We start from the raw sequence: 24815 nt of genomic DNA, 5'->3' as shown, positions 1-24815 counted from the left end.
TGATAGGAGTCGCTGAAACCATGGCGGTCTCAGTAACACTGCCCGCGCTGGGCGAGAGCGTTTCCGAGGGTACTGTCACCCGCTGGCTGAAGGCCGAGGGTGAGCGCGTGGAGGCCGACGAGCCGCTGCTGGAGGTGTCGACCGACAAGGTCGACACCGAGATCCCCGCTCCGGCCTCCGGCATCCTCGCCTCGATCAAGGTCGCCGAGGACGAGACCGTCGAGGTCGGCGCCGAGCTGGCGATCATCGACGACGGCTCCGGCGCCCCGGTCGCCGCTGCCGCGCCGGTCGCGGAGGCTGCTCCGGCCGCTCCCGCGCCAGTCGCCGAGGCCCCCGCCGCCGCTCCGGCCCCCGTGGCCGAGGCTCCGGCTGCCCCGGCCGCTGCCGCGCCGGCCGCCGCGCCCGCCGGTGACGCCACCCCCGTCCTGCTCCCCGCCCTGGGCGAGTCGGTCTCCGAGGGCACCGTCACCCGCTGGCTGAAGGCCGAGGGCGACACCGTCGAGGTCGACGAGCCGCTGCTCGAGGTCTCCACCGACAAGGTCGACACCGAGATCCCGTCGCCGGTCGCCGGTGTCGTGGTGAAGATCCTGGTCGGCGAGGACGAGACCGCCGAGGTCGGCGCTCAGCTCGCGCTGATCGGTGCTGCGGGTGCCGCTGTGGCTGCTCCGGCCCCGGTCGCCGTTGCTCCGGCCGCCCCTGCCCCTGCCCCTGCCCCGGTCGCTGCCCCGGCGCCCGCTCCGGCCGCCCCGGCTGCTCCGGCTCCGGCCGCCCCGGCTGCTCCGGCTCCGGCTCCGGCTCCGGCTCCGGCTCCGGTTGCCGCTGCCCCGGTCGCCCCGGTCGCCGCCCCGGTCGCCCCGGTTGCCGCTCCCGCTGCCCCGGCCGCCCCGGCTGCCGACAGCTCGGATGCCTACGTCACCCCGCTGGTCCGCAAGCTCGCGGCCGAGCACAACGTGGCCCTCTCCTCCGTCACCGGCACCGGTGTCGGCGGTCGCATCCGCAAGCAGGACGTCCTGGCCGCCGCCGAGGCCGCCAAGGCTCCGGCCGCCGCTGCCGCGACTGGACTGGCCGCCGCTTCGAAGGCCCCGGCCACCATCGCCGAGGTCTCCCCGCTGCGTGGCACCACGGTGAAGATGTCCCGCCTGCGCTCGGTGATCGCCAAGCGCATGGTCGAGTCGCTCCAGGTCTCGGCCCAGCTGACCACCGTGGTCGAGGTGGACGTCACCAACATCATGCGTCTGCGCGCCAAGGCCAAGGACGGCTTCGCGGCCCGCGAGGGCGTCAAGCTCTCCCCGATGCCGTTCTTCGTCAAGGCCGCCATCGAGGCGCTCAAGGCCCACCCGGTCGTGAACGCCCAGGTCAACGAGGCCGAGGGCACCATCACCTACCACGGCGCCGAGCACGTCGGCATCGCGGTGGACACCGAGCGCGGCCTGCTCGTCCCGGTCATCCACAACGCCGGCGACCTCAACATCGCCGGTATCGCCCGGAAGACCGCCGACCTCGCGGCCCGTACCCGCGACAACAAGGTCACCCCGGACGAGCTGGGTGGTGGCACCTTCACCATCACCAACACCGGTTCGCGCGGCGCCCTGTTCGACACCCCGATCATCAACCAGCCGCAGGTGGCCATCCTGGGCATCGGCGCCGCTGTGAAGCGTCCGGTGGTCATGGAGACCCCCGAGCTCGGTACGACGATCGCGGTCCGCGACATGGTCTACCTGGCCCTGTCCTACGACCACCGGATCGTGGACGGCGCCGACGCCGCCCGCTTCCTGGGCACCGTCAAGGCCCGCCTGGAAGAGGGCGCCTTCGAGGGCGACCTCGGCCTCTGATCGGCCGCCAGCCGTAGGGGCTGTGCCCCGTTCCGTCGCGTTCAGCGCGCACGGAACGGGGCACAGCCCTTTGTGCGTACGGGAGTTGTGCGTACGGGGCGGCACGGGTCGACGATCCCGCGGTGGTGCTGCCCGCGCTCGCGTACGACCGGGCCGGGCGCTCCGCTGCGGGCGGTGCCGACGGCGCCCTGAGCCGTCCGGGCGCCGCCGGTGGGCCCACGCCACTCCGCAGGGGCGTCAACGCATGCATTCGCCCGGGCGAACGGCGATCCTGGAGCGGTGATGTACGAGACGGACTTCTGGCAGCTCATCGACGAGACCCGGGACGCGGCCGACGGCGACCCCGACGACCAGGCGGAGGTGCTGGTCGAGCGGCTCGCGCAGCTCACGCCGGACGATGTGCTCGACTTCGCCCGGCTCTTCGAGGCCCGCTTCCAGCGCGCCTACCGAACCGACCTCTGGGCGGCCGCGCACCTGCTGCTCGACGGGGCCTCGGAGGACACCTTCGACTACTTCCGCTGCTGGCTGATCGGCCAGGGCCGGGAGGTCTTCGAGGGCGCACTGCACCAGCCCGACGATCTGGCCGAACTGGTACCGGACTTCGACGAGGAGGAGGACGGCGAGGCCGAGGACCTCGGCTACGCCGCCGACGAGGCGCACGAACAGCTGACCGGGCTGCCGCTGCCCGACCTCGGGATCGAGCAGCCGCGCCGCCCCGAGGGCGAGCCGTTCGACTTCGAGGACTCGGCCCTGATGGCGAAACGGTTCCCCAAGCTGTGGGTCCGCTACGGGAGTTGACGGCGCCGCGCGCCGACGGGCGACGGCTGCTGGTGCTGGTGCTGCTACTGCTACTGCTACTGCTACTGCTACTGCTACTCAGTCGAGCAGACTGCGCCCCATCAGAACGTCGTCCACGTACTCGCCGTCGAGGAAGAACTCGCCGGGCAGCACGCCGTCCACCGTGAATCCTGCCCGCTCGTACAGCCGCTGGGCCGGGGCGTTGCGGCCGAGCACGCGCAGGGTCATCCGGCGGATGCCGTCGGCGCGGGCGGCGGCGACCACGGCATCGAGCAGGATCCGGCCGATTCCCCGGCCCCGGGCCTCGGGCAGGACCGCGAAGCCCTGGATCTGGCGGATGTGCTGATTGCTGGGCAGCGGCGTGGGCGGCACCCGGCGGATGTAGCCGACGACGAGGCCGTCGAGCTCGGCGACCAGGTACTGCTCGGGGGCGCGCCGCTCGTGGAAGAACTCCGCATCCTTGGCGGTCTGCGGCATCACGTCGCTGTTCCAGGACCAGGCGGCGTGGTCGATGACGGCGAGCTGCGGCCCGTCCTCGGCGCGCGCGGGTCGTATGGTCACACCGTCAGGTCGCATGGCCGACATGCTAATCAGCGAGTGCCTCCCCCACCAGGAATTTCCGACCTGCGACGATGGAGCCATGCGTATCGCGGTGACAGGCTCCACGGGGTTGATCGGCTCGGCGCTCGTCCGCTCTCTGCTGGCGGACGGGCACGAGGTGGTACGGCTGGTCCGCCATCGGGCGAAGACCGGCAGGCAGGCAGACGGTACGGTCGGGGTCGGCTGGAACCCGCACCTGATGCAGATCGACCGGGCCGGTCTCGACGGGGTCGAGGCCGTGGTGAACCTGGCCGGCGCCGGAGTGGGTGACCGGCGCTGGACGGACGCCTACCGGCAGGAGATCCGGGAAAGCAGGGTGCTCGGCACCGAGACGATCGTCGCCGCCCTGGCCGAGGCGAAGCAGCCGCCCACGGTACTGGTGAACGCCTCCGCCGTCGGCTACTACGGCCAGACCGGCGACCGGCTCATCGACGAGGACTCCCCCGCGGGGGAGGACTTCCTGGCGCAGGTCTGCGTCGAGTGGGAGGCCGCGACCAGGCCCGCCGAGGACGCCGGGATCCGGGTCGCGTACGCCCGCACCGGGCTCGTGCTGTCAGCGGCGGGCGGCGCGGGCGGGCGGCTCTTCCCGCTCTTCCGGCTGGGCCTCGGCGGGCGGCTGGGCTCGGGCAGGCAGCACTGGAGCGTGATCTCGCTGGCCGACGAGGTGGCGGCGCTGCGCTTCGTGATCGACCGCCAGGACCTCAGCGGCCCGTTCAACCTGACCGGGCCCGAGCCGGTCACCAACGGGGAGCTGACCGCCGCGATGGGGCGGGCGCTCGGGCGGCCGACGCCGTTCCCCGTCCCGGAGGCCGTGCTCCGGCTGGCGCTCGGCGACATGTCCGTGGAGGTCATCGGCAGCCACCGCGTCGTACCCAAGCGCCTCCTCGACGCCGGCTTCCACTTCCAGCACCCCGACGTGGACTCGGCCGTGCGGGCGGCGCTCTGAGGCACCCGCTCTCCGCAGGCCGCACCCGTGAACACGCCTGCGCTGTGCAGGTCCTGGGGTGGCCCGGTGTGGCGTCGCGAGGTGCAACGGACTCCCTGCGGATCGACTGACGGTGAGTGGCCTTCCGAGTCGCGCACACAGTTGACCAAGCAGGGCCTCGCGCCCCGAAGCTGCGCTGCGCGGGGGTTAGCCCATGGGGGTGACGGCGGGGCGTCCGAGGGGAGTACGTCCGGCGGCGGGCGGGGCGGACGGAGGGGGCGCACGGTGGCATCCGCACGGCGCGCTGTACGCCCCTGGTGACCGTGCGCGCCCGTCGAGCCGAGGAACCGACCGTTCCGGCACACAGTCCGTGACCGTGCCCCGTGGCATCCCACCGATGCCCGTCGAGCCGTCTTATTCGAACGAACTTCTCTGCCTGATCGCCGTACTGACGGGGCATCACATCGTCGAACCGTGTCCCGGCACTCCGTTGCCTGCGTCGGCCGGTTCCCCCGGAACCAGGGAGGGAGCACACTCGTGCCCGCACATGACTTCACCCGCCGCACGCGTCGGCAGTCCGACCCGGACGTCGTCGTGGTGGGCGCCGGACTCGCAGGGCTGGCCGCTGCCCGCGCGCTCACCGGCCGGGGCCTGACCGTCCAGCTGCTGGAGGCGACCGAGCGGATCGGCGGCCGGATGGCCACCCGGGAGCTCGACGGCTTCCGCCTGGACCACGGCAGCCGGCTGCTGAACACCGACTTCCCCGAGCCGCGCCGCCGCCTCGACCTGGACCGGCTGGACCTGCGTCCGCTCGCGCCCGGCGTCCTGGTGCACAGCGGAGGCCGTCGCTACCGGGTCGGCGATCCGCAGCAGACCGCCGCCCGGCAGGCCACCGCCCGTGGCCCGCTGGGCAGCCCGCTCGACAAGGCCCGGCTCGGCGCCACCCTCGGCCGACTCGCCGCCACCCCCGTCCCGCGCCTGCTGACCCGGCCTGAGACCACCGCCGGCCGTTCCCTGACCGACCGGGGCCTGGCCCCCCGTACGGTGGACGGCTTCCTGCGCCCGCTGCTCGGCGCCCTGCTCAGCGACCCCATGCTCGGCACCAGCAGCCGGGTCGCCGACCTGGTGCTGCGCTCGTACGCCAGGGGTCGGCTCTGTCTGCCCGCCGCCGGTACCGGCGCGGTGCCCGCGCAGCTGGCCGAACGGCTCCCGGCCGGGACCGTCCGGCTCGGTGTCCGGGTCACCGCGGTGGCCGCCGACGGCGTCGAGACCGCCGGGCACGGACGCATCACCGCCCGGGCGGTGGTGCTCGCCACCGACGCCCAGTCGGCGGCCACGCTGCTGCCCGGCCTGAGGCTGCCGGACTTCCACCCGGTGACCACCTACTACCACGCTGCCGACCGCTCACCGCTGGGCGAACCCGTGCTGCTGCTGGACGCCGACCGGCCCGACGGGCGGGCGGTGCTCTCGCACTCGCTGGTGCTGAGCGAGGTGGACCCCTCGTACGCCCCGCTGGGACGCGCGCTGATCGCCACCACCGTGCTCGGACGCCGAAGCTTCGAGCCGGGCGGCCCCGCCGGGTACGAGCCGCTGGTGCGCCGACGGCTGGCGGAGCTGTACGGGACGTCCACCTCGGGCTGGGAGTTCCTGAGTGTGCGCCACGTCCCCGACGCGGTGCCCGCGATGCCGCCGCCGCACAACTTCCGGCGCCCGGTGCGCCTGCTGGCCGGACTGTACGTCTGCGGGGACCACCGCGACACCAGCACGGTGCAGGGCTCGCTGGTGTCGGGGCGGCGGGCGGCCCAGGCCGTTCTTCAGGACCTGCATGTGCCGATGGCCAGGTCGACGGCCGAGGCGGCTGCTTAGAGGCTCCGCCAGTAGGCGCCCACCGGAGCCGGTTGCACTGTCCAGGGGCGCGAGGCCCTGGGATGCCCCGTCCTGATGGGTTGCCTACTGGCGGACACTCTTGGACCCTCCGGCCCGAGGACACGGCGGCACGGCTTCGGGGTCGGGTCCTGAGGGGCGTGCCACCATGCCGACATGACCCTCAGTCGGACATGTCCGGCCGGTGACGTCTGATGGCCGACCTCGGAGTGGACGCGCAGTCGCTGATCCTGATCCCCACCTGCGCGCTGGCAGCGCCGCTGCTGGCCGACAGGCTGCAGCGGTGGCTGGCCGTGCCCACGGTGGTGTTCGAGATCCTGCTCGGCGTACTGATCGGGCCGGCCGTGCTGAACTGGGCGGGCGTGCCGGACCTGATCGGCGCGCTCTCCCAGTTCGGCCTTGCGATGCTGATGTTCCTGGCCGGTTACGAGATCGACTTCGCCCGGCTGCGCGGCGGCCCGCTGAGACGTGCGGGCATCGCCTGGCTGATCTCGCTTGCCGTCGCCCTCGGCGCGAGCACGGTGATCAACCGCAACGCCCTCAGCGGCGCGTTCGTCGGACTCGCACTCACCACCACGGCACTGGGTACCATCCTGCCCATCCTGCGGGACTCCGGTGTGCTGCCGACGCCCTTCGGCTCCATGACCATGGCGACCGGCGCGGTCGGCGAGTTCGGGCCGATCATCGCCATTGCCGCACTGCTCAGCGGCAACAGCCCGCTGAGGACGGCGGTCATCCTCGGCGCCTTCGCCGTGATCACCGCGAGTGCCGTCGGCTTCGCCCGCAGGCCGCGCCCGGACTGGATGACCCGGCTGATCCGCCGCACCCTGCGCACCTCCGGCCAGTTCGCCGTACGGACCGTGATGCTGGTGCTCGCCGCGATGGTCGCCGCCGCGATCTCGCTCGACCTCGACATGCTGCTGGGCGCCTTCACCGCCGGGATCATCTCCCGGCTGCTGCTCGCGGGAGTGCCCGAGGCCGAGGAGGAGGTGATCGAGGCCAAGCTGGAGGGCATCGGCTTCGGCTTCCTCGTCCCGCTCTTCTTCGTGGTCAGCGGGATGAACTTCGACCTCGAGGCCCTGCTCGCCGGCCCCGGCACGCTACTGCTGGTGCCGGTCTTCCTGCTGCTGCTCGCCGCCGTGCGCGGGGTGCCCGCCGCACTGCTCGCCCCTGGCGACCTCTCCGGCCGGGACCGTATCTCCCTCGGCCTCTACGGCGCCACCGCCCTGCCGCTGGTGGTCGTCATCACCACCATCGAGGTGGAGGACCGCCGGCTGCCCTCGTCCACCGCCGCCGCCCTGGTCGGCGCCGGCATGCTCTCCGTCCTCCTGTTCCCCCTGCTCGCCCAGCACCTGCGCAACAGCGCCCCGCCCCCTCCGCCGCCGGGCAAACCCCGTGTGTGCGCGGAGAGTTGGTGAAACTCGGCAGGGCTGCCGGGTCAGGCGGAGAGCAGCAGCGGGACTTCGCCTTCGACGGGGGCGCAGAGGCGAACCAGGTCGTCCAGGGAGAGTCCGAGGACCCGGGCGAGGGCGGCGACGGTGAAGAACGCCGGGGTCGGGGCCCGGCCGGTCTCGATCTTGCGGAGGGTCTCGGCCGACAGGCCCGCCCCGGCGGCGATCTCGACCATGCTGCGTTCGCCGCGAGCCTCGCGGAGCAGGGCTCCGAGCCGTTCGCCGCGTTCGCGCTCCTGCGGGGTGAGGGGGGTGCGCACCATGACCGTGATACTAATACCGGTATAAGAATTGGGCGACACCGGGCGGCGCATGCCGTGCGGTGCGGAGTGCTGGGGAGAACTCGGGCGATGGTGGAGATCAAGACGGATGCCGCGCTGGACGCGATGCGGGTGGCCGGGCGGGTGGTCGCCGACACGCTGGCCGAGGTGCGGCGGACGGCGGACGTGGGCGTCTCGCTCCGGGAACTGGACGAGGCGGCCCGGGCCGTACTGCGCGAGGCGGGGGCCGGTTCGCCGTTCCTGAACTACCGGCCGGATTTTGCGATGACGCCGTTCCCTGCGGTGATCTGCACCTCCGTCAACGACGCGATCGTGCACGGCATACCGTCCTCCTACCGGCTGCGCGACGGCGACCTGGTGAGCATCGACTGCGGGGCCAAGGTCGACGGCTGGACCGGCGACGCGGCGGTCAGTTTCACCGTCGGCACCGCGCGGGCGGCCGACCTGGAGCTCATCGAGACCACCGAACGCGCCCTTCGGGCCGGTATCGCCGCAGCCGTCGTCGGCGCCCGGATCGGGGACATCGCGCACGCTGTCGGCAGCGTCGGCCGCGCCGCCGGGTACGGCATCCCGGCGGACTTCGGCGGCCACGGCATCGGCCGGACCATGCACGAGGATCCGCACGTCCCCAACGACGGCCGCCCCGGGCGCGGGATGCGGCTGAAGCACGGCATGGTGCTCGCGATCGAGCCGATGTTCCTGGCCGGCGGCCTGGACGACTATCTGACCGCGGCGGACGGCTGGACCCTGCTCACCCCCGACGGCAGCCGCGCGGCCCATGTCGAGCACACCGTCGCCATCACCGACGACGGGCCGCGCGTTCTGACACTGCCGTAGCCCCTGGCAGGCCATCGGACCTGCACTGCGCCGGGAAGGGAACCGGGGCAGTACACCTGACTGCCGGTCAGATGACTCCGGCCTGGCGGGCGGCCTCCTCGAAGGCTTTGGCAGCCTGACTGACCCGGTAGGGGGACAGGCGGCGGTGGAAGTCGCGGAGGTACTCGACCGTGCGGGCCGAGCGCATCTCGCCTGCTGCGCGCAGGGATTCGGCGGCAATGCCGCAGGCGTCGTCCACATCGCCCATGCCGAGGCGGGCGGTGGCGAGGACCATCCGGCAGAAGATGCGGCTGCGCGCGTAGGCGGGGGCGCGCAGCCGCAGGGACTTCTCGGCGTGCTGGGCTGCGGTGCGCCACTGCTGGAGGTCCCGGTAGCAGTGGGCGAACTCGTCGGCCAGCTGGGCCTCGTCGAAGTAGCGGGCCCAGGAGGGCAGATCGTCGCCCGGCCGGGCGGTGCCGAGGGAGCGCTCGCAGCGGACCAGCGCGGTGGTACAGGAGCGTACGTCGCCGAGCAGGGCGTGACCGCGTGCCTCGGCGGCGTGCATCAGCGCCTGCACGGCCGGTGGCGCGGCGGTGCCCACGCCCTGCTGGGCGACCCGGGCGAGCTGGATGGCCTCCCGGCTGTGGCCGAGGTGGACGGCCTGCTGGCTCATGGTGGTGAGGATGTAGCCGCCGAGGACGCGATCGCCCGCCGCCTGGGAGAGGCGCAGCGCCTGGACGAAGTACCGCTGGGCCAGACCGTGGGCGGCGATGTCGAAGGACGTCCAGCCGGCCAGCCTGGTGAGATCGGAGACCGCGCCGAACAGGGCCCGGCCGATCTGCTCGCCGTACCGGCCGCGCAGCATGGGCTCGGCCTCGCTCTCCAGGTACCGGACCAGGGCCTGTCGGGCGTGGCCGCCGCCGTACGCCTGGTCGAGGGCGCGGAAGAGGTCGCCGACGGCGCGGATGGCGGCGATGTCGCCCCGGCCGACCCGCAGCGGTGGGCGCTGGTCGCGCCCCGGCAGGTCGCCCGGCTCGGCGCCCGAGGCCTTGGCGGATCCTGCGGGCCCCCGGCTCTGGGCGGGGACCCGGACCAGCGGCGCCTGGGCCAACAGCTGGGCCGGGATGGCCGATTGGGCTACCGCCGAGGACGCCAGGGAGGAGCGGGCGCCGGCGACGGCCGGGCGGCCCGTGACGGCGTCGGCGACGCCCGGCACGGAGCCGTCCCGGGCCACTCGCTCGTCGGTGCGGCCGATCAGCCAGTCCCGGCTCGGGACGACCAGGCCCGCCGGGGTGAAGGCGATCCGGCGCAGCTCGGACTGCGGACCGTTGTCCTTGCGCCACATGCTGGCGACGATGTCCACGGCCTCCTGCGGGGTCTCGGCGAATTCGAGCCCGGCGTAGACGGGGGCGCAGGCGTCCAGGCCGATGTCCTGGGCGGAGAAGCGGCGGCCGAGGCGGCGGGTGAAGACCTCGGCGATCAGGGCCGGGGTGGCGCCGCGCGGCTGCTGACCGCGCAGCCAGCGGGTCACCGAAGTCTTGTCGTAGCGCAGGTCGAGGCCGTGCTCCAGGCCCAGTTGGTCGACCCGGCGGGCGAGCCCGGCGTGCGAGAAGCCGGCCTCCTCGATCAGGGCGGCCAGGCGTGGATTCTGTGTGCGGTCGGCGGCTGGGGCGGCCTGTGCCGCTCGGGCGGCCCCGGCGGCCGAGGAGGCGTCGGTCTGACCATGATCGGTGGCGTGCGTCGGCGGCCCGGCCTGCACGTGGTGCGGGTCGAACTGTCCGTACGTCGTCGTCGGGCGGTCGGTTGCAGGCCTGTGGGGCATGTCAGTCTCAACACCTCTCTAGCGCCGCACGCAGTCCCCCGGTGTCCGGAGCGGCGCCCCCTTGTCGGGAGTCGGCGTGAATGTAGCGAGCATTTTGGCGCTATGGGTGGATCTGGGCGGGCAATCCTCCGAACGGGTGACTCAGTGGCGCCCATTGTGGGGAAGGTGGGGCTCGACGTGTTTGGGTGAAAGCACGTCTGCGCCCGTCGCAGAGTCATGGGGCTGGGCACCACTCCTGAATCGGATTCTGTGGTGGCCGGTCACACAGGTGCGAGAGTCGGGACTTCCTGCCGTTCTCGCCGCCGTTCTCGGCCGTGGGCACCGTTTGAGACGATGACCCGCACCATGGACGACCTCCACCGCAGCTCCGTCCCGGCCCTGCGCAGACTGCTCGGCCTGCTCGCCTCCGGCGCCGCCGGCGAGCGCCTCGCCGAAGTGCTCGCCGAGGCCCGGCGCCGGGGCGCCCCGGCCGCCGTCCTGGGCTTCCTCGGCGTCCTGCTCGGCGGAGGACACGACGTGGGCGCCTTCGTCACCACCACGCTCCGCCCGCTGCTGGAGTACGACACCAGGCGCGGCACCGAACTGGTCCGCACCCTGCGCGCCTACTTCGACTGCGGCGGCAGCCTGACCCGGGCCAAGGACGGGCTGCACGTCCACGTGAACACCGTGGTGCAGCGCCTGGAGCGGGTCGAGGTGCTGCTCGGCCACGACTGGAACCACCCCGAACGCGCCCTGGAACTCCAGCTCGCGCTGCGGCTGCACCTACTGGCCGGGTGCTGACGGGCCGGCCCGTCAGGGGCGCGGGGCCCTGAGGATTGCCCCTTTGCCCGGAGGGGTCGCCCCGCTGCGGTGAGGGGTGAGACCGCTCGGCGGGTATCACCCGGTCAGGCGTACGCTAGCCGGGTTGGTCTCGAACGCCTGGCAAGGAGCAGCGGTGAGCGAGAACGTACGGTTCGTGCGGATGGGCATCGGCGAGGGCTCGGTGCAGTACGAGGAGGCCTGGGCCGAGCAGCAGCGCCTGCACGCCCTGCGGGTCGCGGACGAGATCCCGGACACCGTGCTGCTGCTGGAGCACCCCCCGGTATACACCGCGGGCAAGCGCACCAACCCGGAGGACCGTCCGCTGGACGGCACCCCGGTGGTCGAGGTCAACCGCGGCGGCGAGATCACCTGGCACGGCCCCGGGCAGCTGATCGGCTACCCGATCGTCAAGCTGCCGGACCCGATCGACGTGGTCGCCTATGTGCGCCGCCTCGAGGAGGCGCTGATCCGCTCCTGCACCGAGTTCGGTATCGGGAGCAGCCGGGTCGAGGGCCGCAGCGGGGTGTGGGTGCTGGGCGAGGCGATCCCGAACGCGGTGGTGGACCCGTCGCAGGTGATCGAGATCGGCAAGCTGACCCTGCGGATGGGTCTGCCGCTGGGCATCGACCCCCGGCTGGCCGGCCCCGAGTACGCGCCGTCCAACGCCGGTCAGCGCGGCGACGACCGCAAGCTGGCGGCGATCGGCGTCCGGGTCGCACGCGGGGTGACGATGCACGGCTTCGCGCTCAACTGCAACCCCGACATGACGTGGTTCGACCGCATCGTCCCGTGCGGGATCCGGGACGCCGGGGTGGCCTCGGTCAGCTCCGAGCTCAACCGGGACTTCGGGGTCGCCGAGGCCCTGCCGGTGGTGGAGAAGCACCTCAGGGACGTCTTCGCGCAGCTGCCGGAGCCCGCACTCGCCCGCTGAGCTGCGCCGCTTTCGGCGTAAGTCTCATGGGAATCCATACGGGCTTCCCGCTGTTGCCCTGCGAATGCGGGGCACAGGCCCGGCACCAGCCCTACAAGCACAGGCGTACCCTGGGGGTACCCCGTCTAGTTCTAGGAGTCGCACGTGTCCGCTGTCGCACCCGACGGCAGGAAGCTCCTCCGCCTGGAGGTCCGCAACAGCGAGACCCCCATCGAGCGGAAGCCTGAGTGGATCAAGACCCGGGCGAAGATGGGCCCGGAGTACAACGCCCTCCAGTCGCTGGTGAAGAAGGAGGGGCTGCACACGGTCTGCCAGGAGGCCGGGTGTCCCAACATCTTCGAGTGCTGGGAGGACCGTGAGGCGACCTTCCTCATCGGTGGCGACCAGTGCACCCGCCGCTGCGACTTCTGCCAGATCGACACCGGCAAGCCCGCCGAGTTCGACCGCGACGAGCCCCGCCGGGTCGCCGAGTCCATCGTGACCATGGACCTCAACTACGCCACCATCACCGGCGTCGCCCGCGACGACCTTGAGGACGGCGGCGCCTGGCTGTACGCCGAGACGGTGCGCCAGGTGCACGCGATGACCGCCGGGCGCGAGGCCGGCCGGACGGGCGTCGAGCTGCTGATCCCGGACTTCAACGCGGTGCCCGAGCAGCTGGCCGAGGTCTTCTCCTCGCGCCCCGAGGTGCTGGCGCACAACGTCGAGACGGTGCCGCGGATCTTCAAGCGGATCCGCCCGGCCTTCCGCTACGAGCGCTCGCTGGACGTCATCACCCAGGCCCGTGCGGCCGGTCTGGTGACCAAGTCCAACCTGATCCTGGGCATGGGCGAGACCCGCGAGGAGGTCAGCCAGGCGCTGGCCGACCTGGTGGGCGCCGGCTGCGAGCTGATCACCATCACCCAGTACCTGCGCCCCTCCGTGCGCCACCACCCCGTGGAGCGCTGGGTGAAGCCGCAGGAGTTCGTGGAGCTCCAGCAGGAGGCCGAGGAGCTCGGCTTCGCGGGTGTCATGTCGGGCCCGCTGGTGCGTTCCTCCTACCGGGCCGGTCGACTGTACCGGCAGGCCCTGGAGCACCGCGCACGGGCGACCGTCTGACGCCGCTGCGACTCGTACTCGGCGGGGTGGGCGACACGCTCACCCCGCCGAGGCGTTCGCGGCGCCGCCGCTGCCGGACTCTGCTTTCATCTGACATTGACGGTCAGCTCACCGGACGGTAACACCGGTCGGTCAGGATGAGGCCGTCGAATCCGTATCGCGACGAGGGAAGTGCTCGGCATGCAGGTACGCATCGGAATGCTCACCCGGGTCCGTTCGGTCGGTGGCGCGCTGCGGCTCGCCGAGAGCGTGCTGCTCTCGCGCGGACGGCGCCAGGCCCGGCTGAACGCGTGGGCGGCCGTCTGCGAGAACCGCCGGCACGCGGCGGACCGCGAGAGCGGGGCCGCGCTGCTGGGCCGATCGGCCGAGGTTGCCCACCGCCGGGCCTGAGCGGAGTCTGCCGGGCCGGTTCCCGTCCGGCGCAAGGGCCCGAATGCCATTGAATGCCGTAGGGCGTACCCGAACCCGACGATCGGTGGGGGCGCCCTTGGATATCCCGTGTCCCCGCCACGTACCATGAGCGTTATGGCGACGGAAACATCCGGCAACCCTGGGCGACTCAAGCAGATCCGCCTGGCGTACCAAATGACCAAGAAGGTCGACACCAAGATCGGCCTGATCATCGCAGGCGTCGGCCTCATCACCTTCGGCGTGTTCCTCGCCATCGGCTTTGCGATCGACCACCCCATCTACCTGGGCATCCTCGGCTTCATCGTGGGCTTCCTGGCGATGGCGATCGTCTTCGGACGCCGTGCCGAGCGGGCCGCCTTCGGGCAGATGGAGGGCCAGCCGGGCGCGGTTGCGGCCGTGCTGAACAACATCCGGCGCGGCTGGAGTGCCAACCCGACCCCGGTCGCCGTCACGCGCAACCAGGACGCGGTCTACCGCGCCGTGGGGCGTCCCGGTATCGCGCTGATCGGCGAGGGCAACCCGAACCGGGTCCGTCCGCTGCTGGCCGCGGAGAAGCGCAAGATGGCCAAGGTCGTCGGTGACATCCCGGTGCACGACATCATGGTCGGTGACGGCGAGGGCGAGATCCCGCTCAAGAAGCTGCAGATCCACCTGATGCGGCTGCCGCGCTCGATCACCCCGGCGCAGGTCACCGAGACCAACGACCGGCTGCGTGCGCTGGGCGACCTGCTCTCCAAGGCACCGATCCCCAAGGGCCCGATGCCCAAGGGCGCCCGGATGCCCAAGGGCGGCCAGGTCCGCTGACCTGCCGCTCCCCCCTCGACACACCACGGCCCCGCCGCGAGTACTCCTCGCGGCGGGGCCGTTTGACGTTGCTCCCGTTTGCCCGGGTCGGTCAGACCCGGACCTCGACGGTGCCGACCGCCTTGTCGTGCAGTCCCCGGGTGTCGCGGTCCCAGACCAGGGCGGGGACCAGCAGGCAGAGCAGCAGGGTGCGCAGCAGCACCTGCGGGATGGTCGAGCGACTGCCGTCGAGGCGGACCACTCGCAGGCCGAACAGCCGCTTGCCCACGGTCGTCCCGGTGGTGGCCAGCAGCACCACGGTGACGAGGTAGAACAGCGGGGTGGTCCACAGGTTGGCCACCGCCTGGTCGCCGCGCGAGATCAGCCCGTACGCGACCAGGCTGCAGAGCCAGCCGTCGACGAACAGCGCGCCGATCCGGCGGCCGGGGCCCGCCATTGAGCCGGGGCCCTCCTTGGGCAGACCGAGGCGCTCGCCGCGGTATCCGAAGTCGGCGCCCATCTTCTCGGCGGCGGCCTTCGGGCCGTCGATCCACGATCCCAACGCTTCTCTGGTGTCCACGAATCCACACTATCCGGGCAGTACGGCCGATCTTCGGCCCCCTCCCCCGTCGAGCCCCCCGTGGGGGTGAATCGTGGGCCACCAGGAGTACATCGTGGTCCAGACCACTTCTCGGACGGAGTCCCCGCTGACGAAGCGTTTTGCCCAGAACCGCACACCTTTGCCACCCCATGGGACGAGGGTGGTTAACATTCAGGAAACGGTGGAGTCACCGGGTGGAAACGGCCCGTCCCTAGGGTGAGCCAGCCCTATGGTGAGCCACCAACCCGCACGCTGAGGAGGACGGATGTTCAACAACGCCGCCGAAGTGAAGCAGTACATCTCGGACAACGACATCAAGTTCATCGACGTCCGGTTCTGCGACCTGCCTGGCGTCATGCAGCACTTCTCGGTGCCCGCGGCGACTTTCGACCCGGCCGAGACACTCATGTTCGACGGCTCGTCGATCCGCGGATTCCAGGCCATCCACGAGTCGGACATGGCGCTGGTGCCGGACCTCAGCACGGCCCGCCTCGACCCGTTCCGTGTCGACAAGCACCTCAACATCAACTTCTTCATCCAGGACCCGATCACGGGTGAGGCGTACAGCCGCGACCCGCGCAACATCGCCAAGAAGGCCGAGGCGTACCTCGCCTCCTCCGGCATCGCCGATGCCGCCTACTTCGGCCCCGAGGCCGAGTTCTACGTGTTCGACTCGGTGCGCTTCGAGACCAGCGCGAACGCCTCGTACTACCACATCGACTCCGAGGCAGGCGCCTGGAACACCGGGTCCGCCGAGGGCGACGTACGCGGCTACAAGGTCAAGTACAAGGGCGGGTACTTCCCGACCCCGCCGGTGGACCACTTCGCCGACCTGCGCGCCGAGATGTCGCTGGAGCTGGCCGCGGCCGGACTCCAGGTCGAGCGGCAGCACCACGAGGTGGGCACCGCGGGCCAGGCGGAGATCAACTACAAGTTCAACACCCTGCTGCACGCCGCCGACGACCTGATGCTGTTCAAGTACATCATCAAGAACGTCGCCTGGCGGAACGGCAAGACCGCCACCTTCATGCCCAAGCCGATCTTCGGCGACAACGGCTCCGGCATGCACGTCCACCAGTCGCTGTGGAGCGACGGCTCGCCGCTCTTCTACGACGAGCAGGGCTACGCCGGTCTCTCCGACACCGCCCGCTACTACATCGGCGGTCTGCTGAAGCACGCGCCCTCGCTGCTGGCCTTCACCAACCCGTCGGTGAACTCCTACCACCGCCTGGTCCCCGGCTTCGAGGCCCCGGTCAACCTGGTGTACTCGCAGCGCAACCGCTCCGCCGCGATCCGCATCCCGATCACCGGCTCCAACGCCAAGGCCAAGCGCATCGAGTTCCGCGCTCCCGACCCCTCCTCCAACCCCTACCTGGCCTTCTCCGCGATGCTGATGGCCGGTCTCGACGGCATCAAGAACAAGATCGAGCCGCTGGAGCCGGTCGACAAGGACCTCTACGAGCTCGCCCCCGACGAGCACGCCTCCGTCCCCCAGGTCCCCGCCTCCCTGTCCGCGGTCCTCGAAGCCCTGGAGGCCGACCACGAGTACCTCCTCGCGGGCGGCGTCTTCACCCCGGACCTGATCGAGACCTGGATCGACTTCAAGCGCACCAACGAGATCGCCCCGATCGCGCTGCGCCCCCACCCGCACGAGTTCGAGCTCTACTACGACCTGTAAGCCCTCCGGCACACGGATCGGCCCCGGCGCACCTTGGCGCCGGGGCCGATCCGTGTGCCCGGCAGCCGTGCTCACAGGCCGGGCAGCGTGTCCTGTTCACCGGGCAGGACGCGGACGGAGTCGTCCGGACCGCGGCACTCACGGCCCAGGCGCAGGATCCGCGACTCCGGGTCGTGCAGGGGACGGCCGCAGCGGCGGCAGCGGACGGTGGGCGGCAGCGACGGCGGGATCGGCGGGATCAGGGCGGGATCTGGCACTCCCCCAGTCTTCCCGATTCAGTCGGCCGGGGTGAAGCCAGCCGGGGTGAGCAGCATCGGGGCGAGGTGGCCGCGGTTGACCACCTCGCAGTGGCCGCCGCCGGGGTGGTACTGCACCAGGACGGCGGTGACGAAGAGCTCGTCGTCGCCGTACTCGTGGGCGGCGCGCAGGACGTAGCGGTCGAGGACCTCGGCGGGACGGGCACGGACAAGCTGACCTCCTCGGCCAAGGAGCCGTCTCGCGTACCGTGCCGGGCGAGTCGGCGCATATCTCGTCGCCGAGCTGCCGCCCGGACCGCGCGACCGGAAGTCCCGGCAGGCCGGGAGCAAAGACACCGAAGGGCAGAGGATCGGCCGGACAGGCCCTAGCGGAGGGTGATCGGCAGGGTGTGGAAGCCGCGCAGGACGAGACGGTCGCGGCGGGTGGCGCCGCCCGCCGGGGCGAGGTCGGGGAAGCGGGCGAGCAGCGCGGGCATGGCGACGGCCGACTCCAGCCTGGCGAGCTGGGCCCCGAGGCAGAAGTGCGGGCCACCGCCGAAGCTCAGCGGCTGGCTGTCCTGCCGGGTGGGGTCGAAGCGCTCGGGGTGGGGATAGCGGGCCGGATCGCGGTTGGCGGCACCGATCAGCAGGAAGACCCCGGTCTCCTTCGGGATCTCGCTCTCGCCGATCCGCAGTCCCGGGACGCTGGGGATCCGCCCGGTGAGCTGGACGGGCGAGTCGTGACGCAGCACCTCGTCGGTCAGTCCGGCCGGGGTGACGGTGCCTGCGCGCACCCCGGCGAGGGCGTCGGGGTGCGCGAACAGCAGCGCGAGGCCGTTGCCGAGCAGGTTGGTGGTGGTCTCGAAACCGGCGGCCAGCAGCAGGACGAGGTTGGCGAGCAGCTCGCGGCCGGAGAGCCGGGACGGGTCGGCGTCGGCGACCTCCACCAGAGCGCTGATCAGATCGTGCTGCGGGTCGGCCCTGCGGCGGGCAGCGAGGTGGGAGAAGTACCGGGCGAGTTCCTCGGCCGCTTCGTCGGCGGCGGCCAACTCGGTCTCGTCGGCGAGCAGTTCGAGCGCGGCCGACAGGTCTGCGGCGAGCGGGCGGAACCGGGCGCGGTCGGCCTCCGGGACACCGAGCAGTTCGCAGATCACGCCGACCGGGAGCCGGTAGGCGAAGGCGTCCATGAAGTCGACGGGCGAGCCGTCGGCGCCGTGGTCGGCCATCTCGTCCAGCAGCCGTTGGACGGCGGCAGTGACGGGCTCCTCCAGCGCGGCGACCCTGCGGGCGGTGAAGACGGAGGCTATCAGCGAGCGCATCCGCTGGTGGTGCGGGGCGTTGCTCTCCAGGATGGACCGGGTGAGCAGGACCTTGGAGGGGTGCTCGGCGTAACCGTCCTCCCAGCGGTCTCTCGACTCGGCGTCGATGACCTCGAGGGCGGGATTGCGCAGTGCCTGGTGCACCTCGCGGTACCCGACCACCATGGCCATGCCCCCGCCGCTGGGGACGACCGGGCCGAGCTCACGGGCGAGTTCGTAGAGGGGGTACGGGTCGGCGCGGCCCTCCGCCGACAGCAACCGCTCCATGATCGCCACGCCGTCCATGAAAGCTCCCTTCGACCGGGTTACTGGCGAGTCAACTTACGGTGCCTGCCACCGAGTTCCCGCCCGAAGGGGCTTTCGCCCCATGGGCCGGGGGCGCCTCGCCCGCGACGGGGCCTCAAGGATGCCGGGGCGGCAGCCACGCATGCCCCGCGTCGATCCGTGCCTGGTCGTACCGAGGAGTGCCGGTGTCGCCTACGCTTGCGCCGTGGAGATCTGGATCAACCCGCGCTGCGGGAAGTGCCGTGCGGCGATCAGCGAACTGGAAGCCGCCGGGGCCGAGTACACCGTCCGCCGCTATCTGGAGGACCCGCCGAGCGCCGCCGAGCTCGAACAGGTGCTGGTGCGGCTTGCGCTGGAGCCGTGGGACATCGCCCGGGTGGACGAGGCGGTGGCCAAGGAGCTGGGGCTCAAGCAGTGGGGCAGGACGGAGGCCGACCGGGCACGGTGGATCGCCGCGCTGGCCGAGCACCCGATCCTGATCCAGCGCCCGATCATCACGGCCGACGACGGACACGCCGTGGTCGCCCGGACGCCCGAGGCACTGCGCTCCGTGATCCGGGGCTGAGCTCCGCCCGCCGGAGCAACCGAGGTGCCGAGGTACCCGGGGCGCCGGGGCCACCGGGTGCCGTCAGGGCTCCCGGTTGACCCTGCGCTCCGACTCGCCCGCGCGCCAGGAGCGGATGACCAGGTGGTCGCCCTCGACCGTGGTCAGCACCGCCTCGGTGAGCTCCAGCCGGAAGGCGTGGAAGGGGCCGGGCGGCGGCTGCGGGAGATCCGAGACATAGGCGGAGAGCTCGATCTCGTCGAGGATCTCCACCGCGGTACCGGAGATCTTGGCGTCGCCGCCCGTCATGGTCTCGTCACCGGGGTTGCTGTGCAGTGAGAAGCGGCCGTCGCGGCGCAGGTCTCGGGCCTTGACCGCGTCCAGCATCGAGCCGATGGTCAGATCGGCGCCGATGAACTGGACCTCCGTACCGCTCACCCGGGGCGCACCGCCCTTGCGCAGGGTGGCCAGCACATGGTGCCGGTGGGCCTCGAAACGGGCCCGGACGGCCGGGGCCAGGTCGGGTGCCTCACGTTCGAAATCCTGCCAGGTAGTCATGGTGCACAGTCTGGCAGCGGGCACCGACAACGGCGGGCCGTCGCCCCGCGCCGGGTCGCCGGTGCCCGCCCGCCCCGGCCGGCACCGGCCCGCTGTCGGTGGCCGGTGCCAGACTGGCGCGATGACACAGACCTACATCGCCTTCCTCCGGGCGATCAACGTCGGCGGGCGGACGGTCACCATGGAGCGGCTGCGCGCGCTCTTCACGGAGCTCGGGCTCGGCGGTGTGCGCTCGTACATCCAGAGCGGCAATGTCTTCTTCACCACCGAGGAGACGGACCGCGCCGCGCTGACCGCCCGGATCGAGCAGCACCTGGAGGCCGCGCTCGGGTACCCGGTGCCCACCATGCTGCGCACGGTGGGCGAGGTGGAGGAGCTGGTCGCGGCCGACCCGTTCGCCGGAGTCGAGGTGACGCCGGAGCTACGGCTGTGCGTGGTCTTCCTCTCGGAGCCGCTGCCGGGCGACTTCGAGTACCCCGTCCGCTCCCCCAAGGGCGACTGGGAGATCGTCGGGGCCGTGCCGGGCGCCGCCTTCGTGGTGATGCACCTGCGGAAGGGCCGGCTGGGCGGCAACCCGGCCTCCGCCTTCCCCAAGTCGTACGGCGGCCAAGGCACTTCGCGCTTCTTCCACACCACAGTGAAGATCCTCAACGCCGCGAGGAAGTAGCGAGCGGCCGGGCCGCGGAGGTGCCAAGACCCGTCGGCCCGGTGAACCGCCCCACCGGGACGGCGGATCGGCCTCCCCGGCCGGTGTGCCGCAGGATGTCCTCCTCCCGGTAGCGGCGGCAGTCCTCGTGCCAGATCTTGATCCCGGCCATCCAGTACCGGAAGTCCTGGACATAGTGGTCGAGGGCCCTGCGGGCCTCCTGGCCGAGGTCGAAGTCGTCGTACAGGATGGGCAGTTCATGCTCGGCGACATGCTGGAACTGGCTCATCCGGGAGCTCATCAGGTCGTTGACGATGGCGAGCGCCGTCGGGTAGTCGCAGTCGAAGAAGGACTGCACCACGAGGATGCCGTTGTGGACCTCGCCCTCGAACTCGATCTCCTTCTGGTAGGAGAAGACGTCGTTCATCAGCGCGGCGTAGTCCATGGCCGCGTTCTCCAGCGACTGCATCGGGCCGCTGCGGTAGATCTCCGGCGGGATCCGCCGGCCGTACGAGATCCGGCTGAGGCTGAGGGTGAGTTCGGAGCCGAAGGTGGAGCGGCGCATCTCCAGGTAGTCCACCGGGTCGGGGATGCGGTGCTGCGCCTGGTTGGTGAGCTCCCAGATCCAGCTCTCCGTCATCGCCTCGATGGCGGTGCGGAAGTCGCGGCGCGCCTGTGCGCCCAGCGGGGCCGCCGTGCGCTCCCAGAGGTCGGCGAGGCCGCGCTCTAGGGCGGTGGTCGCGGCGGGCACGGGCTCGCCGTCGACCGGCATGAAGAGTTTGAGCCGCTCGTTCGCCTGCCTGGCGGCGCCGAGGTTGCGGGAGCGGCCGAAGACGGCCGGGTAGTAGTCGTCCGCATACGTGCCCCAGGTCAGCCAGCCTGCGGACAGGTCGAGTTCCTCGGCGGTCGCGTCCGGGTCGATACCCGCCGAGCAGAGCGGCAGGTCGATCTCCAGCAGCCGCTGCTCGTCCCAGACGTCCGACCCGGGCACACCGGGGTCGGGGTCCAGCAGGCGGACCTTGCGCGCCCATTCGAGGTTGTTCCGTCGGCAGGCGTCCAGGTGCGGACTGAGCGTGGTGGTGAACGGCATGCCGAACTCGGGGATCTGCGAAGGACCGACCCGCTGGTACGGGACGTGCGTGAAGCTGCGGACCCGGCCCGCGCCGATCAGGTCGGCGAGTGCCTTGACGTCCACCGCCGAGGTGCCGAGGCCCTGCGGCCGGACCGAGAACGACGTCGGTGCGCTGCCCGCACTGGCGCCGTTCATATAGCGGCTGGAGCGCATGTGCCACTCATGGCCGCCCGACTGCCAGTCCTGGAGGCCCTTGACGTAGGCGAGGACGGCCGCGCACTCGTCCGGGGCGAGCCCCTTCTCCGCGAAGAGCGACGGGAGTTCGGTGAGGGCGGTGTTCTCGAACTGCTGGAGCCGTGAGGTGAGCAGGTCGTTGACGGAGTCGGCGGCCTGCTGGGTGGAGCAGCCGAAGAAGGTCTCCAGGACGAGTACCCCGTTGCTCAACTCCCCCTCGTCCTGGGTCTCCCGCTCGTACGAGAACAGGTCGTTGCGCAGGTGCACACCGTCGGAGAAGGCGTCCTTGAGCACCCGCAGCGGACGGGACTCGGCGACTGCGGACGGGACTTCGGCGCCCACGGCGTGCTCCACCAGACCGGCCGACCACGGCGCGCCGCCGACCTTGCGGCGCATCTCGATGTACTCGACCGGGTTGGGCACGCGGTTGATATTGATATTGGAGAGCTCCCAGAGCGACTCGTTGAGCAGGTGCTCGGTGCTCAGAGCGAAGCGGCGCCGCCACTCCATCGACATCGCGGGCACCGTCCTGGCCCACAGGTCGGCCAGCCCCGCCTCGACCGGGTTGGTCGGCTCGGGCGTCCCGGCAGAGAGGTCCATCGGCATGAAGGCCGGCAGTCGGTCCAGGTACGTCTTGCCGCCGGGGCGGTCCTGGGTGCGTTTGAAGAGCTCCAGGAAGTGGTCGTCGAAGAAGAAGACCCACACGTACCAGTCGGTCACCAGGGACAGTTCGGGCCCGTCGCAGTCCGGGTGGGTGTAGGCGCAGAGCAGGGCGTAGTCGTGGGAGTCGAGATCGTGTTCGTCCCAGATGCCCGAGCCCTCCACCATCCCCATCTCGCGGGCCCATGCCTTGGAATGCTCCCGGGCCTCCTCCAGATGGGGATTGAGCCTGGCCGGGTACGGCATATAGAAGTCGGGCAGTTCGAAGGGTTGGCTCACTGCCGCCCCGCCTCTCGTCGTTCTTGGTCATGATCGGCGCGTAGCGTGCCCAACGACGCCGGCCCGTACACCGTTTGGACGGCACGCGACGATGCCCGGGCGTACCGCCATGCCTGGCTTGCACGGCGTGCACGCGGGGCGCTCAATCACAGTTGCGCGCCCCACAGACTCACGGTGCAGATCAGTGCGGGAACAGCCGAGGCGGGCGCTGGAAGGGCAGTTCGTCCCGGAACTCGTCGATGGCCGAGGCGATCTGACGCATCAGAGAGGTCTGTTCGATTCGATCCAGATACAGATGGCTGGCGGCGAGCGCCTCGACGGTGGCGGAGAAGTAGAGAGTCATCAGGGGGTTGATGAACAGTGCGCTGTGCCGTGTTCGATCAGTGAAGCGAACATCGCCGAACTGTCCACGCAGCGCGGCCGCGACCGAACCGTGCACAATGCTCGGATACTCGGGGAAGGCCGCCTGCGCATGGGCGACGGCATCCAGATAGAGCGCGCCCTCCGGGGATTCGCGGGGGATCGAGAAGGCCCCCAGATAGCCGCCCGCCCGGTCGACGGCGGCCAGGTTCTCCAGCGCCAGCGAGTGGTTGACACCGTGGTAGGCGTCCACACCGAAGCCGAGACAGGCCACCAGCCGCAGCGGGATCTCCGGCATCCCGGCGACGGCCGCCAGACTGGCCATGTCCTCCTCCGGGGTGCCGAGCCCGGCCTCGTCCCCGCGCATCAGGATGTCCGTACCGCCGTCCACCAGCAGCACGGCATCGACGGCGAGATGCTCGGCCAACGCCCGGTAGGCGGCGCGCAGCGGCTGGACGCCGACCGAGCCGAACGCCCAGACGGTGTCGGGCATGCCCTGCAGATGCAGCCAGCGGGCCAGCGTCCGCTCCGGGAAGTACGGCTCGGCCGAGCTCGTGTCCGGCCGGATCTCGGCGAGTTCGGGCGCCAGCCAGACATCGGGAGGCAGACCGTAGAGGTGGCTGAAGGAGAGGTTGCCCAGATGCACCTGCCTGCCCGCCGCGCGCAGCGCCAGGGCGATCGGCAGGCCCGCGTACACATCGAAGCCGCCACCGGCTCCGGCGATCAGGATCCGTTCGGCCGTCTTCAGCCGGGTGAGCAGCGGCGGTTCCCAGAGCGAGTACATCCGGGGACGGTACCCAGACGGCCGGACGGGGACTCGCGCCCTGATCGGCCCACCCCTGCCGCCGAGCGGTTTCCGCCCGGCGCCCCGAGGGGTTCTCACCGTGGCCCCGTGCCGGGCGGTCAGAGGTTGGTGGCGCCCCAGAGCTGGGTGCTGCACCGGGCGTAGGTGTCACGCCAGTGCGGCCAGTGACGGACAGTCATGTCGTCGCACTCCGCGAGCAGCCGGTCGATCTGCTGCTCGTCCACGTCCTCCAGCAGCCAGACCAGGGCGTCGGAGGTGCCGGGGCCCTCGGCGGCACGGAGCAGGTCGAGCAGCTCGGGCAGGGTGCCGATCCGTGAACCGGCCGGGAAGACGCCGGCCATCCGGGGCAGCAGCTGGCGCTCCTCGATCCGCAGATGGGTCTCCAGCCGGGCGGCCAGCTCCTCCACCGCGTACGCCACGGGCCAGCTGCTCGCGGGGTCGCGGGTGGCGATCCGGACCAGGGTGGTGACCCGGGTGAAGGAGTGGTCCAGGTTGTGGTGGTCGGACTCCAACCAGTTGAGCAGCAGCCGCATTTCGGGGGCGAAGCGCCGCAGCAGCGGCCACAGCCGGCTGTCCTGCTGCTCGTGGTGGCAGGTGAGCATCGCGGTGACGAAGTCCCAGTGCCGCTGGAGGGCTTCGGCGGTGGTGGTGTCCCCGGGCTGGAGCAGCCGCAGGGCGTTGGGCAACCGGGCCAGGTCTCGGCGGAGCGCGGCGTGCACCAGGCGCAGACCGGCGAAGGGCATCGGCTCGACGGCGGACCGGGCGGGCTGTACGTCGTGCTCGCCGCCCGACTGGGCGGGGATCTTCGGGGACTCGACGGGCAGCAGGTGGCTGGGCATCGGGCTCTCTTCATGACTCGCTGAGGCTGGGCCGGTCCGGTGGCGCTGCTTCGACGGCTGCACCCCGACCCCGGGTCTCCAGGGTGACGACAGCTCATCAGAGTCGAATCAATGTCTGATTGACGCGCAGGTCAGAGGCCAGATACGAGCGTGGGGGGGGGGGGGGCGGCCCCCCCCCCCCGGGGGGGGCGCCCCAGCACGAGGCCAGGCGACCCAAACGCGCCGCGGGGGGCCGGGCGGGCGGGCCGCCGCGCGCGTCCGGCCGG

Annotated in this window: 24 protein-coding genes and 1 pseudogene; 14 read left to right on the top strand and 11 right to left on the bottom strand. The window is 71.6% G+C overall.

Annotated elements, in window-relative coordinates; genetic code table 11:
* Positions 1–20: 20 nt before the first annotated feature.
* Positions 21–1832: a 2-oxoglutarate dehydrogenase, E2 component, dihydrolipoamide succinyltransferase gene (sucB, locus tag P3T39_RS31235; protein WP_280702584.1), complete on the top strand. Its 1812-nt coding sequence runs from the start codon at positions 21–23 to the stop codon at positions 1830–1832.
* Between the two features lie 282 nt (positions 1833–2114).
* The gene (locus P3T39_RS31230; protein ID WP_280702583.1) at positions 2115–2630 is read left to right on the top strand and encodes a DUF4240 domain-containing protein; all 516 of its coding nucleotides are present in this window, start codon (positions 2115–2117) and stop codon (positions 2628–2630) included.
* Positions 2631–2708: 78 nt separating this feature from the next.
* Here the strand turns inward: P3T39_RS31230 and P3T39_RS31225 are convergent, their stop codons facing one another.
* Entirely contained in the window at positions 2709–3215 is a 507-nt protein-coding gene (locus P3T39_RS31225) for an N-acetyltransferase (protein ID WP_280702582.1), read from the bottom strand.
* A gap of 55 nt (positions 3216–3270) precedes the next feature.
* On the opposite strand from P3T39_RS31225, the gene P3T39_RS31220 reads away from it, so the two are divergent.
* From P3T39_RS31220 to P3T39_RS31210, 3 genes are all read left to right on the top strand, one after another.
* The gene (locus P3T39_RS31220) at positions 3271–4176 is read left to right on the top strand and encodes a TIGR01777 family oxidoreductase (RefSeq protein ID WP_280702581.1); all 906 of its coding nucleotides are present in this window, start codon (positions 3271–3273) and stop codon (positions 4174–4176) included.
* A 516-nt stretch (positions 4177–4692) separates the two neighbouring features.
* Complete coding sequence (locus P3T39_RS31215; protein WP_280702580.1) at positions 4693–6021, top strand: NAD(P)/FAD-dependent oxidoreductase; 1329 nt, start codon at positions 4693–4695, stop codon at positions 6019–6021.
* A gap of 212 nt (positions 6022–6233) precedes the next feature.
* Positions 6234–7457, top strand: a complete 1224-nt coding sequence (locus tag P3T39_RS31210) for a cation:proton antiporter (protein WP_280702579.1) — start codon at positions 6234–6236, stop codon at positions 7455–7457.
* 20 nt (positions 7458–7477) lie between these two features.
* On the opposite strand, the gene P3T39_RS31205 is transcribed toward P3T39_RS31210, so the two are convergent.
* Entirely contained in the window at positions 7478–7753 is a 276-nt protein-coding gene (locus P3T39_RS31205) for a helix-turn-helix transcriptional regulator (protein WP_280702578.1), read from the bottom strand.
* A gap of 87 nt (positions 7754–7840) precedes the next feature.
* Here P3T39_RS31205 and map point away from each other — a divergent pair, with 87 nt between their 5' ends.
* Positions 7841–8608, top strand: coding sequence for a type I methionyl aminopeptidase (map, locus tag P3T39_RS31200; protein WP_280702576.1), 768 nt, complete (start codon positions 7841–7843; stop codon positions 8606–8608).
* 67 nt (positions 8609–8675) lie between these two features.
* Here the strand turns inward: map and P3T39_RS31195 are convergent, their stop codons facing one another.
* Positions 8676–10409 carry a regulator gene (locus tag P3T39_RS31195; RefSeq protein ID WP_280702575.1) on the bottom strand — a complete coding sequence of 578 codons (1734 nt, stop codon included), beginning with the start codon at positions 10407–10409 and terminating at the stop codon, positions 8676–8678.
* A gap of 477 nt (positions 10410–10886) precedes the next feature.
* Between P3T39_RS31195 and P3T39_RS31190 the strand changes: the two are divergent.
* The 5 genes and pseudogenes from P3T39_RS31190 to P3T39_RS31170 form a co-directional block, all read left to right on the top strand.
* Positions 10887–11189: pseudogene (locus P3T39_RS31190) on the top strand (helix-turn-helix domain-containing protein); the annotation flags it as partial.
* Between the two features lie 154 nt (positions 11190–11343).
* Complete coding sequence (gene lipB / locus P3T39_RS31185; protein ID WP_280702574.1) at positions 11344–12141, top strand: lipoyl(octanoyl) transferase LipB; 798 nt, start codon at positions 11344–11346, stop codon at positions 12139–12141.
* Between the two features lie 144 nt (positions 12142–12285).
* Positions 12286–13239 (top strand): lipoyl synthase, encoded by a 954-nt coding sequence (lipA, locus tag P3T39_RS31180; RefSeq protein WP_280702573.1) that lies wholly within the window; start codon positions 12286–12288, stop codon positions 13237–13239.
* 180 nt (positions 13240–13419) lie between these two features.
* Positions 13420–13629 (top strand): hypothetical protein, encoded by a 210-nt coding sequence (locus P3T39_RS31175; protein WP_280702572.1) that lies wholly within the window; start codon positions 13420–13422, stop codon positions 13627–13629.
* 126 nt (positions 13630–13755) lie between these two features.
* Complete coding sequence (locus P3T39_RS31170) at positions 13756–14454, top strand: DUF4191 domain-containing protein (protein WP_280702610.1); 699 nt, start codon at positions 13756–13758, stop codon at positions 14452–14454.
* Between the two features lie 91 nt (positions 14455–14545).
* Here the strand turns inward: P3T39_RS31170 and P3T39_RS31165 are convergent, their stop codons facing one another.
* The gene (locus P3T39_RS31165) at positions 14546–15013 is read right to left on the bottom strand and encodes an RDD family protein (RefSeq protein ID WP_280702571.1); all 468 of its coding nucleotides are present in this window, start codon (positions 15011–15013) and stop codon (positions 14546–14548) included.
* Between the two features lie 286 nt (positions 15014–15299).
* Here P3T39_RS31165 and glnA point away from each other — a divergent pair, with 286 nt between their 5' ends.
* The gene (gene glnA, locus P3T39_RS31160) at positions 15300–16712 is read left to right on the top strand and encodes a type I glutamate--ammonia ligase (RefSeq protein ID WP_280702570.1); all 1413 of its coding nucleotides are present in this window, start codon (positions 15300–15302) and stop codon (positions 16710–16712) included.
* A gap of 71 nt (positions 16713–16783) precedes the next feature.
* On the opposite strand, the gene P3T39_RS31155 is transcribed toward glnA, so the two are convergent.
* The 3 genes from P3T39_RS31155 to P3T39_RS31145 are packed head-to-tail and all read right to left on the bottom strand — an operon-like array spanning position 16784 to position 18552.
* Positions 16784–16969, bottom strand: coding sequence for a DUF6011 domain-containing protein (locus P3T39_RS31155; protein ID WP_280702569.1), 186 nt, complete (start codon positions 16967–16969; stop codon positions 16784–16786).
* A gap of 18 nt (positions 16970–16987) precedes the next feature.
* On the bottom strand, positions 16988–17305 hold the full coding sequence (locus tag P3T39_RS31150; RefSeq protein ID WP_280702568.1) for a SpoIIE family protein phosphatase: 318 nt from the start codon (positions 17303–17305) through the stop codon (positions 16988–16990).
* A gap of 29 nt (positions 17306–17334) precedes the next feature.
* Positions 17335–18552, bottom strand: coding sequence for a cytochrome P450 (locus P3T39_RS31145; RefSeq protein ID WP_280702567.1), 1218 nt, complete (start codon positions 18550–18552; stop codon positions 17335–17337).
* Between the two features lie 205 nt (positions 18553–18757).
* On the opposite strand from P3T39_RS31145, the gene P3T39_RS31140 reads away from it, so the two are divergent.
* Entirely contained in the window at positions 18758–19117 is a 360-nt protein-coding gene (locus P3T39_RS31140) for an arsenate reductase family protein (protein ID WP_280702566.1), read from the top strand.
* 63 nt (positions 19118–19180) lie between these two features.
* On the opposite strand, the gene P3T39_RS31135 is transcribed toward P3T39_RS31140, so the two are convergent.
* Entirely contained in the window at positions 19181–19654 is a 474-nt protein-coding gene (locus tag P3T39_RS31135) for a pyridoxamine 5'-phosphate oxidase family protein (RefSeq protein WP_280702565.1), read from the bottom strand.
* 121 nt (positions 19655–19775) lie between these two features.
* Here P3T39_RS31135 and P3T39_RS31130 point away from each other — a divergent pair, with 121 nt between their 5' ends.
* Positions 19776–20321 (top strand): DUF1697 domain-containing protein, encoded by a 546-nt coding sequence (locus tag P3T39_RS31130; RefSeq protein WP_280702564.1) that lies wholly within the window; start codon positions 19776–19778, stop codon positions 20319–20321.
* Here the strand turns inward: P3T39_RS31130 and P3T39_RS31125 are convergent.
* The 3 genes from P3T39_RS31125 to P3T39_RS31115 all read right to left on the bottom strand — a co-directional run bounded on the left by P3T39_RS31125 (position 20302) and on the right by P3T39_RS31115 (position 24549).
* Positions 20302–22545, bottom strand: coding sequence for a family 2 encapsulin nanocompartment cargo protein terpene cyclase (locus P3T39_RS31125; protein WP_280702563.1), 2244 nt, complete (start codon positions 22543–22545; stop codon positions 20302–20304). The genes P3T39_RS31130 and P3T39_RS31125 overlap by 20 nt on opposite strands.
* A gap of 181 nt (positions 22546–22726) precedes the next feature.
* The gene (locus tag P3T39_RS31120) at positions 22727–23689 is read right to left on the bottom strand and encodes a DUF1152 domain-containing protein (RefSeq protein WP_280702562.1); all 963 of its coding nucleotides are present in this window, start codon (positions 23687–23689) and stop codon (positions 22727–22729) included.
* A gap of 119 nt (positions 23690–23808) precedes the next feature.
* A complete protein-coding gene (locus P3T39_RS31115) occupies positions 23809–24549 on the bottom strand; it encodes a hemerythrin domain-containing protein (RefSeq protein ID WP_280702560.1) in 741 nt (246 codons plus the stop codon).
* Positions 24550–24815 lie beyond the last annotated feature (266 nt).

Source organism: Kitasatospora sp. GP82, from assembly GCF_029892105.1.
In the GTDB taxonomy this organism is placed as follows: Bacteria; Actinomycetota; Actinomycetes; order Streptomycetales; family Streptomycetaceae; genus Kitasatospora.
Note: the sequence above shows the minus strand (reverse complement) of the source record. Positions and strands in the feature narration are given on the sequence as shown.